The 16,843-nt window shown below is 71.8% G+C and carries 12 protein-coding genes; 3 read left to right on the top strand and 9 right to left on the bottom strand.

All coding sequences use genetic code 11. The features are described from left to right. Positions 1–3: 3 nt before the first annotated feature. From hemW to lepA, 4 genes are all read right to left on the bottom strand, one after another. The gene (gene hemW / locus LWJ43_RS22625) at positions 4–1,236 is read right to left on the bottom strand and encodes a radical SAM family heme chaperone HemW (RefSeq protein WP_277334040.1); all 1,233 of its coding nucleotides are present in this window, start codon (positions 1,234–1,236) and stop codon (positions 4–6) included. A gap of 11 nt (positions 1,237–1,247) precedes the next feature. Beyond that, positions 1,248–3,206: a SpoIIE family protein phosphatase gene (locus tag LWJ43_RS22620; protein ID WP_277334039.1), complete on the bottom strand. Its 1,959-nt coding sequence runs from the start codon at positions 3,204–3,206 to the stop codon at positions 1,248–1,250. Between the two features lie 207 nt (positions 3,207–3,413). Beyond that, positions 3,414–5,303, bottom strand: a complete 1,890-nt coding sequence (locus tag LWJ43_RS22615; protein WP_277334038.1) for an AMP-dependent synthetase/ligase — start codon at positions 5,301–5,303, stop codon at positions 3,414–3,416. A gap of 277 nt (positions 5,304–5,580) precedes the next feature. Continuing rightward, the gene (gene lepA, locus LWJ43_RS22610) at positions 5,581–7,455 is read right to left on the bottom strand and encodes a translation elongation factor 4 (protein WP_277334037.1); all 1,875 of its coding nucleotides are present in this window, start codon (positions 7,453–7,455) and stop codon (positions 5,581–5,583) included. A gap of 215 nt (positions 7,456–7,670) precedes the next feature. Here lepA and rpsT point away from each other — a divergent pair, with 215 nt between their 5' ends. Then, the gene (rpsT, locus tag LWJ43_RS22605) at positions 7,671–7,937 is read left to right on the top strand and encodes a 30S ribosomal protein S20 (RefSeq protein WP_014156344.1); all 267 of its coding nucleotides are present in this window, start codon (positions 7,671–7,673) and stop codon (positions 7,935–7,937) included. Positions 7,938–8,327: 390 nt separating this feature from the next. On the opposite strand, the gene holA is transcribed toward rpsT, so the two are convergent. Further along, positions 8,328–9,317 (bottom strand): DNA polymerase III subunit delta, encoded by a 990-nt coding sequence (gene holA, locus LWJ43_RS22600; RefSeq protein ID WP_277334036.1) that lies wholly within the window; start codon positions 9,315–9,317, stop codon positions 8,328–8,330. An 88-nt stretch (positions 9,318–9,405) separates the two neighbouring features. On the opposite strand from holA, the gene LWJ43_RS22595 reads away from it, so the two are divergent. After that, on the top strand, positions 9,406–9,651 hold the full coding sequence (locus tag LWJ43_RS22595) for a hypothetical protein (protein WP_277334035.1): 246 nt from the start codon (positions 9,406–9,408) through the stop codon (positions 9,649–9,651). A gap of 344 nt (positions 9,652–9,995) precedes the next feature. On the opposite strand, the gene LWJ43_RS22590 is transcribed toward LWJ43_RS22595, so the two are convergent. After that, on the bottom strand, positions 9,996–10,880 hold the full coding sequence (locus tag LWJ43_RS22590) for a YceI family protein (RefSeq protein ID WP_277334034.1): 885 nt from the start codon (positions 10,878–10,880) through the stop codon (positions 9,996–9,998). Between the two features lie 232 nt (positions 10,881–11,112). Further along, positions 11,113–11,937 (bottom strand): arylamine N-acetyltransferase family protein, encoded by an 825-nt coding sequence (locus LWJ43_RS22585; protein ID WP_277334033.1) that lies wholly within the window; start codon positions 11,935–11,937, stop codon positions 11,113–11,115. Between the two features lie 100 nt (positions 11,938–12,037). On the opposite strand from LWJ43_RS22585, the gene LWJ43_RS22580 reads away from it, so the two are divergent. Continuing rightward, on the top strand, positions 12,038–12,493 hold the full coding sequence (locus LWJ43_RS22580) for a pyridoxamine 5'-phosphate oxidase family protein (protein ID WP_277334032.1): 456 nt from the start codon (positions 12,038–12,040) through the stop codon (positions 12,491–12,493). A 352-nt stretch (positions 12,494–12,845) separates the two neighbouring features. Here LWJ43_RS22580 and LWJ43_RS22575 read toward each other — a convergent pair whose 3' ends face one another. Beyond that, a complete protein-coding gene (locus LWJ43_RS22575; RefSeq protein WP_277334031.1) occupies positions 12,846–15,623 on the bottom strand; it encodes a ComEC/Rec2 family competence protein in 2,778 nt (925 codons plus the stop codon). After that, positions 15,620–16,264, bottom strand: coding sequence for a helix-hairpin-helix domain-containing protein (locus LWJ43_RS22570; RefSeq protein ID WP_462100902.1), 645 nt, complete (start codon positions 16,262–16,264; stop codon positions 15,620–15,622). Before LWJ43_RS22570 ends, LWJ43_RS22575 begins: the two co-directional genes overlap by 4 nt. Between the last annotated feature and the right edge of the window lie 579 nt (positions 16,265–16,843).

Raw genomic sequence — 16,843 nt, 5'->3', positions numbered from 1 at the left:
GCCTCAGTCGACCAGGTCCCGCACCACGGCGTCGGCCAGCAGCCGGCCGCGGAGGGTGAGGACCGCGCGTCCCTCGGCGTACGGTCCGGGCTCCAGCAGCCCGTCGGTCACGGCGCGGCCGGCCGCCGCGAGCCCGGCGGGCGCGAGCAGGGACAGCGGGCAGCCCTCGACGAGCCGCAGTTCCAGCAGGATCCGCTCGACCCGCCGGTCCTCGTCGCCGAGCACCTCACGGCCGGCACCCGGCGAACGGCCCTCGGCGAGCGCCTGCGCGTAGGCCCCGGGGTGTTTGACGTTCCACCAGCGCACCCCGCCGACGTGGCTGTGCGCGCCCGGTCCGGCGCCCCACCAGTCGGCCCCGCGCCAGTACAGCTCGTTGTGCAGGCAGCGGCCTTCGGGCGTGCGGGACCAGTTCGACACCTCGTACCAGGAGAACCCCGCCGCCGCCATCGCCTCGTCGGCGATCAGATAGCGGTCCGCGTGGACGTCGTCGTCCGTCATCGGGACCTCGCCCCGGCGGATGCGGCGGGCGAGCTGGGTCCCCTCCTCGACGATCAGCGCGTACGCCGACACGTGGTCGGGTCCGGCGCCGATCGCCGCGTCCAGGGAGGCCCGCCAGTCGTCGTCGGACTCACCGGGGGTGCCGTAGATCAGGTCGAGGTTGACGTGGTCGAAGCCGGCCGCGCGGGCCTCGGCGACACAGGCCTCGGGCCTGCCGGGCGTGTGGGTGCGGTCCAGGACCTTCAGGACGTGCTGCCGGGCGCTCTGCATGCCGAAGGAGACACGGTTGAAGCCGCCCTCCCGGAGTGCCGCGAGATAGGCCGGGTCGACGGACTCCGGGTTGGCCTCCGTGGTGATCTCCGCGTCCTCGGCCAGCCCGAACTCCTCACGGATCGCCGCGAGCATCCGGACGAGGTCGGCGGCGGGCAGCAGCGTCGGCGTACCGCCGCCGACGAAGACCGTGCGGACGGGGCGGGGGTCGTCGCCGAGCACCTTGCGGGCCTGGCGGACCTCCTCGACGAGATGGGCGGCGTAGTTGTCCCTGGACGCCAGGGCACCGCCGGAACCACGCAGCTCGGTCGCGGTGTAGGTGTTGAAGTCGCAGTAGCCGCAGCGGGTGGCGCAGTAGGGCACGTGCAGGTAGAAACCGAGCGGACGGCCGGCGGCGCCTTCCAGGGCATGTCGGGGCAGCGCCCCGTCGTCGGGCACGGGCTCACCATCGGGCAGTACGGAAGGCATACCGTCCATTGTCACTCGCCCGCGGAGCTGCCCCGCACAGCCGAGTGCCGGTCCTCGTCGACCTGGATCACGAGCAGGGCCAGGTCGTCGTCGGGCGGGCGCTCGGCGAAGGCGTGGACCGCCCTCCTGATCCGGTCGGCCATCCCGGCGGCGGGAAGACCCGCGCAGCCCGCCAGAACCCGCGCGAGGCCGTCACCGTCGTCGAACATCAGCCGCCCCGAGCGCCTCTCCGTCACCCCGTCGGTGACACAGAGGAGGCTGTCGCCGGGTGCCAGGTCGAAGCTCTGGCTGTCGTACGCCACGTCCTCGACGACTCCGAGCAGCACCTGCGGTTCGGCGGCTGGGCGTACGGAGCCGTCGGGGCGCAGCAGCAGCGGGAGGGGATGGCCGGCGCTCGCCACGGTGCAGCGCACACCTCCGTCCGGGAGGGGCACGAGGGAGCCGTAGAGCAGGGAGAGGAAGCGGGACTGGGTGCCGTCCTGGATCTGCTCGCCGCCCTGGAGCTGCTGGCCGCCGGCCGCCGCGACCATGAGGGCGGCGGCCTCGGCGGCCTCCATGGCGTCGTCCAGGAGGAGCCGGTTGAGCCGGTCGAGGACCTCTCCGACGCGGAAGCCCTCCCGGGAGAGCAGGCGCAGCCAGGGCCGGGCGAGGCCGGTGACGACGGCGGCCTCCGGACCGCTGCCCTGGACGTCCCCGAGCACGAAGCACCAGCGGCCGCCGGGGCAGGGGAAGAGGTCGTAGAAGTCGCCGCCCACCACGCCGTCGTCACCGGGCTCGTACACCAGTGCGCTGGTGACGCCGGGTATCTCGGCGACCTTGCTGGGCAGCAGACCGCGCTGCAGGATGCGGCTGATGGTGGCCTGACGGGTGTAGGCGCGGGCGGCCCCCACGGCGAGGCCCACCCGGCGTACGAAGTCCGCGAGGAGGGCGGCCACCTCGTCGGGGATGTGGTCGTCGCCCTCACGCCCCACGAGGAGGGCGCCGAGCGTGCGCCCGCCCGAGACGATGCGGTGGGCGAGCGCGGCGCCGGTCCCGTCCCCGCGCTCCGTCGCGTCCCCGCCGGGCCAGGGGATGGGGACGGGTCCGGTGCCGACGCTGCCGGGTAAGCGGAGCGGTTCCTTCTCCAGCGCGGGGCGCAGCAGCGCGGTCCGCGCCTCGTCGCTGTGCCAGACACCCGCGAGCCTGGGGGCGGCGGCCGGGCCGCCGCCCTCGCTCTCCAGCCATATGGCGCACCAGTCGGCGAGCCGTGGCACCAGGAGCCGGCCGGCGGTCGAGGCCACCAGGTCCTCGTCGAGCTGGCCCGCGAGGAGGCCGGAGGCCTCGGCGAGGAAGGAGAGCCCTCCGCGCCCTGCCCAGCCCGCGTCGTCGCGCGGCGTGTGCCCGGCGGCGGGGGCGAGGATCCCGTCGCGCGGCCCGCGCCGGCGCGTGGCGTCGTCGGCGGCCGGGGTGTCCGGCAGCCCGAAGCGGTCGTCACCGAGGAGACGTGCCCAGACCGTCTTGAGTCCGGTGCGGTAGGTGATCCCCCAGGATTCGGCGAGGGTCGCGACGAGCTGGAGCCCCCGGCCGTACTCGGCGGGGTCGGGCCGGTCGGCCCGCTCGTCGCGCACCGACCGGGCGGGATGGTGGTCGGTGATCTCCAGCACCAGCGCGGCCGGCTCGGGGCCGGCCGAGTCCTCCAGCCTGAGGAGCAGCTCGACGGTCGTACCGGCGTGCACGACCGCGTTGGTGACCAGTTCGCTGGCCACGGTCAGCGCGTCGTCGGTCAGGCGTTCACCGAACTCACCGGTGGAGGGCAGCCCCAGAGCCGTCCATTCGGTGAGCGCGGCCCGGACGAATCTGCGGGCCGCCGCCGAGGCCTGCGGGATTCCGGGCAGGCTCGTGCGGGCGGCCGGACGCGGATCGCCGCCCTGGCCTGCGACGACGATGCCGGGACGCTGAACGATGTCCCGCTGCAAGGGAATGGACCCCACGGTGCGGCTCCTGACGGTCTCGCGAAACGCCGCTGACGTATCCCGACAGGGTGACAGACCGGGCGCGCCCATAAGCGCCGAGTGACGGAAGTCGCCCCGGGCCGGACGGAAACGAGCCGGGGCGGGTGGGCGTTCCCTCACCCACCGGCCCCGGCCCCGACGTGCCCTTCGGCCGTCCCGCTCGCCGGGAGCCCGCCTCCGTCTCGTCTACGCCTCGCGGGAGCCCGCGTACATGTCGTCGATGAGGTCCTTGTACTCACGCTCGACGACCGGCCGCTTCAGCTTGAGGCTGGGGGTCAGCTCGCCGTGCTCGATGTCGAGGTCGCGCGGCAGGAGCCGGAACTTCTTGATGGTCTGCCAGCGCTGCAGGCCCTCGTTGAGCCGCTTCACGTAACCCTCGATCAGCTCGACGGCCTGAGGAGAGGCCACCACGTCGGCGTACGGCTTGCCGCCCAGTCCGTTCTCCTCCGCCCAGCTGAGGATGGTCGGCTCGTCGAGCGCGATGAGGGCGGTGCAGAAGTTACGGTCCGCGCCGTGCACCAGGATGTTGGAGACGAACGGGCACACCGCCTTGAACTGTCCCTCGACCTCCGCCGGGGCGATGTACTTGCCGCCGGACGTCTTGATCAGGTCCTTCTTGCGGTCGGTGATCCGCAGGTAGCCGTCCTGGGAGAGCTCGCCGATGTCGCCGGTGTGGAACCAGCCGTCGGACTCCAGCACCTCGGCGGTCTTCTCGGGCAGCCGGTGGTAGCCCTCCATCAGCCCGGGGCCGCGCAGCAGGATCTCGCCGTCGTCCGCGATCCGGACCTCGGTACCGGGGAGCGGCTTGCCGACGGTCCCGGTGCGGTAGGCCTCGCCAGGGTTGACGAAGGAGGCGGCGCTGGACTCCGTCAGGCCGTAGCCCTCCAGGATGTGGATGCCCGCTCCGGAGAAGAAGAGACCGATGTCGGGGGCGAGTGCGGCCGAACCGGAGACGCAGGCGCGGAGCCGTCCGCCGAAGGCCTCACGGATCTTCGCGAAGACGAGCGTGTCGGCGACCTTGTGCTTGGCACCGAGGGCGAACGGCACCGAGGCCCTGCCCGTGCGCCGGAAGTTGTCCTGGGAGACCGTGGCGTACTCGCGGGCGACGCCTGCCGCCCACTGGAAGATCTTGTACTTGGCGCCGCCACCGGCCCGCGCCTTGGCCGCGACCCCGTTGTAGACCTTCTCGAAGATGCGGGGGACGGCCGCCATGTAGGTCGGCTGGACCACCGGCAGGTTCTCGATGATCTTGTCCACGCGGCCGTCGACGGCCGTGACGTGCCCGACCTCGATCTGGCCGGAGGTGAGCACCTTGCCGAAGACGTGTGCGAGCGGAAGCCAGAGGTACTGGACGTCGCCCTCGGTGATCAGACCGGTCGCCACGGTCGCCTTGGCCATGTACGACCAGTTGTCGTGCGGCAGCCGCACGCCCTTGGGCCGGCCCGTGGTGCCCGAGGTGTAGATCAGGGTCGCCAGCTGGTCCGGGGTGATCGCGGCGACCCGGTCGGTGACCGCGTCGGGGTTCTTCGCGAGGTGTTCGGCGCCCCGGGCCTCGAGCTCGGCGAGGGTCAGGACCCAGCCCTCGGGGTCGCCCTCCGCCGGCTCGGCACCGGCCGGATCGATGACGACGACATGCGCCAGCTCGGGCAGCTCGGCCCTGTTCTCCCGGGCCTTCGCCAGCTGGGCGGCGTCCTCGGCGATCAGTACCCGGCTGTCTGAGTCGGCCAGGATGAAGGCGGACTCCTCGGTGTTCGTGGAGGGGTAGATCGTCGTCGTCGCCGCGCCCGCGCACATCACACCGAGGTCGGCGAGGATCCACTCGACACGGGTGGAGGAGGCGAGCGCGACGCGCTCCTCCGGCCGGACACCCAGGGAGATCAGACCGGCGGCGATGGCGTGGACCCGCTCGGCGGCCTGCGCCCAGGTGAGTGACTTCCAGTCGTCCGGGCCCTGCCCCGACGCGGCAGGCACCGGATAGCGGTACGCCTCCCCGTCCGGAGTGGCCGCCACGCGGTCGATGAAGAGAGTCGCCACGGAGGGCGGTCGGCTATCGATCAAGGTCTGTGTGTCGCTCACGACGTCCTCCGGGCCTGCGGCATTGCTACGACCGGCATGTGGGTGCTGCTGCTTGTACGTCCTGCTTCTCGTTCCCGCTCGGCCTGCTTGTTTAACTGGCGAGTAACTAACGGGTGGTGATCAGACTAGAGCGCGTGGGACCGTCGCGTAAGAGGCAACGGGCCGCCGCTTGATAACGAACCGGGCCCCTGCGCCGCGGATGTCCGCGGCACAGGGGCCCGTTGGGCTACTCCCAGGTACGCCCGACGGCGTACTCCCGGGTCGCCCCGGGCGGGTGCTACTTCTTGGCCTTGCCCTCGCCGGCCGACTCGTCGGTCGACAGGACGGAGATGAACGCGTCCTGCGGCACCTCCACGTTGCCGACCATCTTCATCCGCTTCTTGCCTTCCTTCTGCTTCTCCAGCAGCTTCCGCTTACGGGAGATGTCACCGCCGTAGCACTTGGCGAGGACGTCCTTGCGGATGGCGCGGACGGTCTCACGGGCGATGACCCGGGAGCCGATGGCGGCCTGGATCGGCACCTCGAAGTTCTGCCGCGGGATGAGCTTCTGCAGCTTGGCGACGAGCCGGACGCCGTACGCGTACGCCTTGTCCTTGTGCGTGACCGCGGAGAAGGCGTCGACCTTGTCGCCGTGCAGCAGGATGTCGACCTTGACGAGCTGGGCGGACTGCTCCCCCGTGGGCTCGTAGTCGAGCGAGGCGTAACCGCGGGTCTTGGACTTCAGCTGGTCGAAGAAGTCGAAGACGATCTCGGCGAGCGGAAGCGTGTAACGGATCTCCACCCGGTCCTCGGACAGGTAGTCCATGCCGAGCAGGGTGCCGCGCCGGTTCTGGCAGAGCTCCATGATCGCGCCGATGAACTCGCTGGGCGCCAGGACCGTGGCCCTCACGACCGGCTCGTGCACCTTGTCGATCTTGCCCTCGGGGAACTCGCTCGGGTTGGTGACGATGTGCTCCGAGCCGTCCTCCATCTCCACGCGGTAGACCACGTTGGGGGCGGTGGCGATGAGCTCCAGACCGAACTCGCGCTCCAGGCGCTCACGGACCACGTCGAGGTGCAGCAGACCGAGGAAGCCGACGCGGAAACCGAAGCCGAGCGCGGCCGAGGTCTCCGGCTCGTACACCAGGGCGGCGTCGTTGAGCTGGAGCTTGTCCAGGGCCTCGCGCAGGTCCGGGTAGTCGGATCCGTCCAGGGGATAGAGCCCCGAGAACACCATCGGCTTGGGGTCCTTGTAGCCGCCCAGCGCCTCGGTCGCCCCCTTGTTCAGGGAGGTGATGGTGTCACCGACCTTGGACTGCCGGACGTCCTTCACACCGGTGATGATGTAGCCGACCTCGCCCACACCGATGCCGTCGGCCGGAGTCATCTCCGGGGAGGAGACGCCGATCTCCAGGAGCTCGTGGGTGGCGCCCGTCGACATCATCTTGATGCGCTCGCGCTTGTTGAGCTGGCCGTCGACGACCCTGACGTAGGTGACGACACCGCGGTACGCGTCGTAGACGGAGTCGAAGATCATCGCGCGGGCGGGGGCGTCCGCCTGGCCGACGGGGGCCGGGACGTCCCGGACGACCCGGTCGAGCAGCGCGTCCACGCCGACACCGGTCTTCGCGGAGACCTTGAGCACGTCCTCCGGCTGGCAGCCGATGAGGTTGGCCAGCTCCTCGGAGAACTTCTCGGGCTGGGCGGCAGGCAGGTCGATCTTGTTGAGCACCGGGACGATGGTGAGGTCGTTCTCCATCGCCAGGTAGAGGTTGGCCAGCGTCTGCGCCTCGATGCCCTGGGCGGCGTCGACCAGGAGGACGGTGCCCTCGCACGCGGCCAGCGACCGGGAGACCTCGTAGGTGAAGTCCACGTGGCCCGGGGTGTCGATCATGTTGAGGATGTGGGTGGAGCCCTTGTCCGCACCCTCTGTGGGCGCCCACGGCAGGCGGACCGCCTGGGACTTGATGGTGATGCCGCGCTCGCGCTCGATGTCCATCCGGTCGAGGTACTGAGCGCGCATCTGCCGCTGGTCGACCACTCCCGTCAGCTGGAGCATCCGGTCGGCAAGGGTCGACTTGCCGTGGTCGATGTGCGCGATGATGCAGAAGTTGCGGATCAGCGCCGGGTCGGTACGGCTCGGCTCGGGCACGTTGATGGGAGTCGCGGGCACGCAGGGTCCTGATTCTTGAGACGCCGGACGCCGTGTCTCGGGTCGATGTCGGGTCGGACGGATCGATACGTAGCCTCCATGGTCCCACGCCTGCGGGGCCGGGACCGGTTTGGGCCGGTCCGAGGGTGGCTGCTAACGTGGGCAGCTGTGCCTCGTGGCCCTCAGAAGCGGCGTGGCGCACATAGAAGATCCAACGAACCTGAAAAGGCTCTTTCGTGGCGAACATCAAGTCCCAGATCAAGCGGAACAAGACGAACGAGAAGGCGCGCCTGCGCAACAAGGCCGTCAAGTCCTCGCTCAAGACCTCGATCCGCAAGGCCCGTGAGGCTGCCGCTGCCGGTGACGTCGAGAAGGCCACTGTGGCCGTCCGCGACGCCTCCCGCCAGCTCGACAAGGCTGTCTCGAAGGGTGTCATCCACAAGAACGCCGCCGCCAACAAGAAGTCGGCGCTGGCTCTCAAGGTTGCCGCCCTCCAGGGCTGAGCTACTGATGTGATCGCCGGAACGGACACAGCGGGCCCTCTCTCCCGCTCCTGACCGGCACCCCGCGCCGCACACCGAACCTGCGTTCGCCACGCGGGTGCGGCGCACCAAGAGTGAACCGAAGGCCCCGGCCGCGTCCTCCCCAGGACGACGGCCGGGGCCTTCGTGCTGGGCGCTCGACCGCGGGGTCCCTGCCTGCGACAGCAGTCGAATCGTGGCTGAGGAGGCGTGGGGGGGGGCGTGGGAGGCGTGGGGGCGTGGAGGCATCGGGGTGAAGGGCGGGTTTGAGGGGGCACGGGGCTGTGCGGGGGCTGTCGGGCCAGGCCACCGGAACGGGCGACGCGGGCGACGGCGACGGCGGCGACGACGGCGGGAACGCGCGGGCGCGGCTCAGCGGCCGCCGGAACGCGCCGCGCGGGCGACGGCGACCACGGCCTTCTCCAGGGCGTACTCGGGGTCGTCCCCACCCCCCTTGACACCGGCGTCGGCCGCCGCGACCGCCATCAGCGCCGTCGCCACTCCGTCCGGCGTCCATCCCCGCATCTGCTGGCGGACCCGGTCGATCTTCCAGGGCGGCATGCCGAGCTCGCGGGCCAGGTCCGCCGGGCGCCCGCCCCGGGCCGAAGAGAGCTTGCCGATCGCCCGGACACCCTGGGCGAGGGCACTGGTGATCAGGACGGGGGCGACGCCGGTGGACAGCGACCACCGCAGTGCCTCGAGCGCTTCCGCCGCCCGGCCCTCGACCGCGCGGTCGGCGACGGTGAAGGACGAGGCCTCGGCCCGGCCCGTGTAGTAGCGGCCGACGACCGCTTCGTCGATGGTGCCTTCGACATCCGCGACCAGCTGCGAGACGGCGCTCGCCAGCTCCCGCAGGTCGCTGCCGATGGAGTCCACCAGTGCCTGGCAGGCCTCGGGGGTCGCCGAGCGTCCGAGAGCCCTGAACTCCGACCGCACGAAGGACAGCCGCTCCGCAGGCTTGGTGGTCTTGGGGCACGCCACCTCACGCGCGCCCGCCTTCCGCACCGCGTCCAGCAGGCCCTTGCCCTTGGCCCCGCCTGCGTGCAGCAGCACGAGGGTGATCTCCTCGGCGGGGGCACCCAGGTAGGCCTTGACGTCCTTGACCGTGTCGGCGGACAGATCCTGCGCGTTGCGCACGATCACGACCTTGCGCTCGGAGAAGAGCGAGGGACTCGTGAGCTCCGCCAGTGTGCCCGGCTGCAGCTGGTCCGGGGTCAGGTCGCGGACGTCCGTGTCGGCGTCGGCGGCACGGGCCGCAGCCACCACGTGCTGCACCGCACGGTCCAGGAGCAGGTCCTCCTGGCCCACGGCGAGCGTGACGGGGGCGAGCGGATCGTCGGTGGAATTGCGTCTGGTGGCCATCGCGGTCCAGCATCCCACGCCCCTGTGACAACACCGCGGGGCGCCGCCCCGGCGTACCTCTCGACCTGGCCTGCCGGAGAATGACCGGGTGAGCGATGTGAGACATGTGCTGGTGCTGCCCGACCGTGACGCGGCCGAGGAAGTCGCCGGAGAACTGACCGACCGGTTCGGTGTGACCGAGGAGCCTCAGCTCGTGCGGGATGCGCTTGCCGGCGAGGACGACGCGGAGGACGCGCAGTGGCTGGTGGTGGTGGAGGACCCGACCGCCCGGCTGGACTCCGCGGCGCTCGACGCGTTCGCCGCGGAGCACGAGGGCTGGCTGGAGGCACCGTAGCGGCGAAGCCGTACGCCCGGCCGGCACGCCCTGTCGAACGCCCACCGAACCCCCTACGGAACGCCCTACGGGAGGCATCGGATACGCGGGCGTCGGCGCACGCACCGGATACGTGGGCATCGGCGCACGCACCGGACACGCGGGCATCGGCGCACGCACCGGACACGCGGGCATCGGCGCACGCACCGGATACGCGGGCGTCGGCAAGCACCGGACACGCGGGCGTCGGCACGCCGGTCCGGGAATGCCCGGGCCGGTGCGCTGTCCGGCCCGCGTGGCCGGGCCGGTATGCCTGGGCCCGCATGTCCAGACCGGTACGCCGGCGTACCGGTCGGCGGATCCTGTCAGCCCTTGGGGATGATCTGGATATCCATGTCGATCTTGATGCTCGGGCCCACCACGGCGATGCCGCGCGCCAGCATCGTCTGCCAGGTGAGTGTGAAGTCCTCGCGGTGCAGCTCGGTGGTCGCCCGGCAGGCGGCCCGGGTCTCGCCCTCCAGACCGCTGCCCAGACCGAGGTACTGGGTGTCCAGGGTGACGGTGCGGCTCACGCCGTGCAGCGTGAGCGCGCCGGTGACGCCCCAGCGGGCGCCGCCCCGGTGGACGAAGCGCTCGCTGTAGAACTCGAGGGTCGGATAGCGCTCGACGTCGAGGAAGTCGCCGGACCGCAGGTGGTCGTCGCGCATCCGGACGTTCGTGTCGATGGAGGAGGCGTCGATGACGACGTGCATGGCGGAGTCCTCCATGCGGTCGGCGATCCGCACGGCACCGGCGAACGTGTTGAACCTGCCGTGGATCCGGGCCATGCCGATATGACGTGCCGTGAAACCGATCTGGGTGTGGGAGGGCTCGATCTCCCAGTCACCCGGGTCAGGCAACTGCGGAGGCTGCGCCACCTGGAGGAAGACGTCTCCGAGGCTCGTGTGACCACCCTGGTCCAGGGTGACCGAGCTGTGGAAGGGAGTGAAGCCCTCGGCTGTGACACCCACCCGGTAGTCGCCGGCGGGAACGGTCGCGACCACGTTCCCGAAAGGGTCCGTCTCCCCGCTGACGACCTTGCGGCCCGCACTGTCGGAGACGACGAAGTCGGCCTGCCGCACGGGCTCGGAGACGGGGTCCAGCACCCGGCAGCTCAGCATCGCGGCGTCCTGTGGCACCGGGAACCCGGCGAGCACGTTGCTCTGTGCGGTGCCGGACTTCGCTCTGCTGCCTAGCCAACGGCCGAACATGTGCACGTACTCCCCAGGGTGGTTCTCACCTCGGACCCCTGACAGCCGGACGTCGTTGTCGGAGCAGCGGCCCGCCGACGAATACGCATTCGATCACCGTTGCGACGTTCGAGGCAAACGCAGCAGCTCAGAGTGGGTTGTGCCGAGCTGTGACCAGCTGTGCGTCACTGTCCGCAGGTGCCACCGAAGGTCCGTATTGCGTGCGGTGCCCGTGCCTGTCGTACAGCACACCTCACGTACTCAGGGGCGGACGTGTCACCGGCGCGTGGGTGAGCGCCATGCCGAAGTGGTCGCGGTAGGCGGCGAGTACCTCCGCGTCGTCCCGCAGCTCCGTCTCGTGGCGCTCGCCCCGCACGGTCGTGATCAGCGTGCGGCCGCGAAGGGTCACCCGGCCGTCATCCGTGCACCGGGAGCAGATCAACGACCGGGTGAAATGGGACTCCGGCGAAGTGCGGTGAAACCAGGCCCCGCCCCGGAACTCCGCCAGCCCGCGCGGCCGCAGATCGAGGCGGAACTGCCGTGAGCCGTCGCGAAGCAGGTCGAGGTCCCCCTGGGGCGCCTCCCGGAACCGGAACGTGCCGCTGGGATCGTCCTGTTCCGAGCGGACCTGCAGTTCGAGCGGGCGCAGTGCGTGGTCGCCGAACCCGACATCGGCGAGCCATGGACCCGTCCCGTCGTCGGTTTCCACGCGCAGGGCGACGTGGTCGTACGGGATGCCGAGGCGGCCGCCGTCGCCGAACACCCGCGCCTGGAGCAGGACGACACGGAAGCCCAGTTCGCGCAGCAGCGCGGCGAAGGCGCCGTTGAGCTCGTAACAGAAACCGCCCCGGCGCCCCGTCACGATCTTGTCGATGAGCTTGTCGTCCTCCAGGACGATCTCTTGGCCGAGGTGGATGGAGAGGTTCTCGAAGGGCACGGTCATCAGGTGGTGGAGCTGCAGTTCCCGCAGGGCCGCAGCGTCTGCCCTGGCCGGCCGGACCGCGCCGATCCGTGCCAGATAGGCGTCCGCCCAGACAGAGGCGGGCACGGGAGCAGACTGGCGCGCGTGCTCGTTCATGCCGGGAGTCTGCCGCGGTCCGCCGGGCGGCGCCATTGGCCTCTGGGCCTAGGACCGCCGACGGAGGCGGTGGCCACAGCCGGTGGCTAGCGTGTGCGGCATGACGGAACGAGAGTCGGCGCGCGGCCCGGATCAGCGCAAACAGGACGTACTCGATCATCTGGAGAAGGACGAAGACCTCTGGGTGTCGACTGCTTCGGCCGACGGTGTGCCGTGCATGGTGCCCTTGTCGTTCGTCCGGGACCGGGACACGCTGCTGCTGGCGACCCGGCGCACCAACCCGACAGCGGTCAACGTGACACCGTCCGGACAGGTCCGGGCCGCGCTCGGGCACACCCGCGACGTGGTGCTGATCGAGGGTACGGCCGAGATCGTCGAGGGCGCCGACCTTCCCACCGACTCGGGTGACGCCTTCGCCGAGAAGCTCGGCTGGGACCCTCGCGGGCGCCCCTCCTGGGTGTATCTGCGCATCACCCCGCACACCGTCAAGGCGTGGCGCGAGGTGAACGAACTGGCAGGGCGCGAGCTGATGCACGCGGGCACCTGGCTGGTCTGACAGCCTGGCCCGGCACGACCGCCGGGTCCCGCGTGACAGCAAGGTCCCGCAAGACAGCAAGGTCCCGCGTGACAGCAAGATCCCGCGTGACAGCAAGATCCCGGATGACCGTCGGTTCCGACGTGACCACTGGCTCGCTGACGACCGCCGGCTCCCGCGTGACAGCCGGGTCCGGCAAGACCGAGGGTCCGGCATGGCGGTGGAGTCCTGCCCGACCGGAGGACCTGACCGTAGGCCATCCCTCCTCCGGCCGCTGCGGCGCGAGCCCGGCAAGGCAGCGAGGGCACGGTGCCGGTCCTGCCTCGTGCTCATGACCGGCCCGCCGCACGCAGCTCCGGGCCGTGCCTCGTGCTCATGACCGGCCCGCCGCACGCAGCTCCGGGCCGGCGCCCGTCACCGCGATCGCACCGTGGATGTCGGTGCGCAGCACCTTCGCTCCTGTCGCTTCGAGCGTCTCGACCGTACGGGCCGCCGGGTGGCCGTACGGATTGTCCGTGCCGCAGCTGATCAACGCGAACCTCGGGCGTGCGCTGCGAAGGAGCGCGGTGTCCTGGTGCGCGGAGCCGTGATGCGCGACCTTGAGCACATCGACCCGCGGCAGAGCCGGGTGACTGCGCAGCACTCCTCTCTGAGCCGGTGGTTCGAGATCGCCGAGGAGCAGCAGGGTCAGTCCGCCGGACCGGACGAGGAGCGAGACGCTGGAATCATTGGGTTCCTCGGTGACGTAGGCGGCTGCCGCCCCCGGCGCAGCGGCCGCCGGCCAGAGGACCTGCCAGTCCAGGGGGCCCGTGCGTCGCCGCTCCCCCGGCACGGCCCGGGTCATCGGCACATGTGCCGCCGCCGCCGTCCTCCGTACGAAGGCTGCCTGCTCCGGCGGCTCCTCGAAACTGGTCGTCTGGATCGTGCCGACCTCGCGGCCCTTCAGCACACCGGGCAGGCCTCGCACGTGGTCGGCGTGGAAGTGGGTCAGCAGGAGGAGGGGCACACGGGTGACACCGAGATCGCGCAGGCACCGGTCGACGAGACGGGGTTCAGGGCCGGTGTCCACGACCACTCCCGTGCCGTCGCCGGCAGCGAGCACCATGGCGTCACCTTGGCCCACGTCACAGAGCGCGAAGGCCCAGCCGGGTGGCGGCCATCCCGTCATGAGTCGGGTGAGCGGCACCGGTCGCAGCACCGCGAGGACCAGAAGGAGCGCGGCGGCGGAACACACCCAGGGGTGGCGGGCCATGCGGCGGGCCGACAGGACCAAGAGGGTCGTGAGGACGGCGAGGAGCGCCGCTCCGCCCCAGCCGCCCGGCCAGGCGACCTCAGCCCCGGGTAGTTCGGCCCCCGTGCGCGCCACGGACGCGATCCAACCGACCGGCCAGCCGGCGACTTCGGCCAGCGCTTCCGCCACCGGTATGGAGACGGGGGCCACGCCGAGAGCGGCGAAACCCAGTACCGTCGCGGGCGCCACCGCGAATTCGGCCAGTAGGTTGCAGGGAATCGCCACCAGGCCGACCCTCGACGCGAGAACCACGACCACGGGCGCGCAGACCGCTTGAGCGGCTCCCGCAGCCGCCAGTACCTCAGCGAGCCGCGCCGGGACCCCGTGCCGCTGCAGAGCGCCGCTCCATCGCGGTGCGAGTGTCAGCAGCGCTCCGGTGGCGAGCACGGACAACAGGAACCCGTAACTGCGGGCCAGCCAAGGGTCGTACAGCACCAGCAGCAGAACGGCCGTGGCCAGTGCGGGAATCAGCGATCTGCGCCGGCCGGTCCCGATCGCGAGCAGTGTGATCATGCCGCAGGCGGCCGCGCGCAGCACGCTCGGCTCGGGACGGCAGACGATCACGAAGGCCAGCGCCACCCCGCCACCGGTCAGGGCCGTCATCCGCAGGGAGAAGCCCAGTCGGGGTGCCAGGCCTCGGCGTTCACTGCGCAGCGCCGTGCCCGGCGGGCCGATGAGGAGGAAGAGCAGAATCGACAGGTTGGCACCCGACACGGCGAGCAGGTGGGTGAGATCGGTGGCTTTGAAGGCGTCGTGCAGATCCGGCGGAACCCGTGAGGTGTCGCCGACCACCAGCCCCGGCAGGAGTGCCCTGGCGTCGGCGTCGAGCCCGTCGGTGGCCTCCCGCAGACCGGACCTCAGCCGCCCCGCAACGCGTTGGAGCGTGGAGGGCTCCCTGGTGACCTGCGGCAGGTCGTCCGCGTCGGTGCCGAGCACGGCTGCGATGCGCTCCCCCTCATGACGCGGGGGTGCCAGCCGTCCGTTGAGGCGGAGGCCTGTCGACGGCAGCAGCCGTTGCCACCGTCCTGCCGCAGGTCCCGGGGCGACCATGACCAGGACGGGGGTGCGAAGCCTGGTGACCGTGCCGTCGGGGGCGGTCAGCCGATCGATCTCGGCGTCCAGAAGCAGGGAGACGGGCGTGCTGTGATCGCCCCGCACACGCGGACGGGTCTGCTGGGGATCGGACGTGACGGTCACGTCCGCTTCCACTCGCGCGTACGACTCCGCGAGTGCGGGGACCGGACCGCGGCGGACATCCGCACCGTGGAGCCCGGCCACCGTCGCCCCCGCCGCAGCGCAGAGCAGGGCGGCGGCGACCGCCGTGACGCGCGTTCCCCTGCGACTGTGGTGTCCGGCGGGCCCCGGTGGCCCGCCGGAAGGGATCGCCGGTCCTGCCGTACGCTCCCCCGGGATCGCCGGGATCGCCGGGATCGCCGGCATCGCCGGTCTCACCGGTGCCTCCGGTGTTGCTGCTGCCGCCGGTGTTGCCGCTGCCGCCGGACGCGCCGGTGCCGCCGGACACACCCTGCCCGGTCGAACGGCAGGGGCCACACCCGGTGGGGGCGCCGCATCCACGCCCACCGGACTCGCTGCCACCCAACCAGGAGGCGCCGGCGTGCGCGCCCTGTGCCGAGGCGCCGTTCGTGCCAGGAGTCCGGATACGGCGAGGAGACCCAGGCCGGCGCACGCGCAGAGGATCGATCCGGCCACCACCCACTTGCCCGGCGCCCCCAGCGCAAATGCCGCTGCCGCCCAGGCCGCCAGGGCCGGGGGGATCAGCCGCAGATCGGCCGGCGTCTCCTGGCGCGGTTCGGCGGCGCCGAGCAGCGCCGGATCCGCACGGGCATCAGGACCGCTCACGGCCTGACCAGCGGTCGGAGATCCGCGAACCGACGGTCCCCGATGCCGTTCACCTCACGGAGTTCGTCGACGGAGCGATAACCCCCGTGCTCGGTGCGGTAGTCGACGATGTGCTGCGCGAGTACGGGTCCGACACCGGGCAGGGTTTCGAGCTGCTCGACGGTGGCCGTCCCGAGGCTCACCGTCGTGGCGGGGCCTGCCGGTCCCGCCACGGATCCACCGGTCCCTGTTCCGACGGCGGGTGGCAGCGCACCGGGCACGTCCACCGCCACCTGCTCGCCGTCCGTCAGGACACGTGCTCGGTTGAGCGAGGTGAGATCGGCCCCCGCACGGACGCCTCCCGCCGCGCGCAGGGCGTCCGCGACACGTGAACCGGACGGCAGATGCTGGATCCCCGGCCGTCGCACCTTCCCGCTCACATCCACGACGATCTGCCCGCGCGGCTCCGACTCCGTGCCGGTCCGCGGTCCCGTGTCCGGGCCGGGCGTGGGACCGGGGATCCGTGCGCTCGGAGCCCCCGTGCCGCCCGCTCGGACCGCAGCGGCCTCCGTGACCCGGTCGGGAGCGCGTACCGCCTCCGGGCGGGCCGACGAGAAGTGTGTCGCCGCGAGTACCGCGGCCCCGATCAGGACGACGGCCAACGCGGCCAGAGTGCGTGGCTCGAGGCCGCATCGCACCTGCACCCACAGAGGTAACCGGTCGCGCAGCGCGGGGCCCGCTTCTCGCCACCATCGGCGCCTCGTGCCTGATGCGTCGGGCACCCCGGGCCCCAGCGGCAGTGCCGGCCTGACCGGCGGGGCTGCCGTGGGGCTCGCCTCGGGTACCGGGCGCGGCGGCAGGACAGCTGCCCAGGACGGCACCGTGCGGATGCGTCCGGATTCGTCGGACGACGGCAGAGCCGCGGGCACCACGGAAGTTGTCGCAGCCGTTGCCGTCACACCCGGCACCGCCCTCGTCGCAGCCGCTGCCCCCGTACCCGGCACCGCCCTCGTCGCAGCCGCTGCCCCGGCACCCGGCAACGCCGCCGCAGCAGCCTCGGTGCCCGACGTCGTCACAGCCGCTGTCGCGGCAACCGGCCGGTCCGCCCCCAGGAGCGCATCCGCACGCAGCCGCGAAACCGCTGCGACCCCGGCGCCCGGGTCACGCATCGAGCGCCGTCGGCGCCCGTGCCGGGCCCGGGACGCGGTGCCCGGCGAGGTGCCGGCCGCTCCGGCGGGTCG

The organism is Streptomyces sp. JH34, assembly GCF_029428875.1.
Lineage (GTDB): Bacteria > Actinomycetota > Actinomycetes > Streptomycetales > Streptomycetaceae > Streptomyces.
This window is presented reverse-complemented; position numbering and strand designations above follow the sequence as displayed.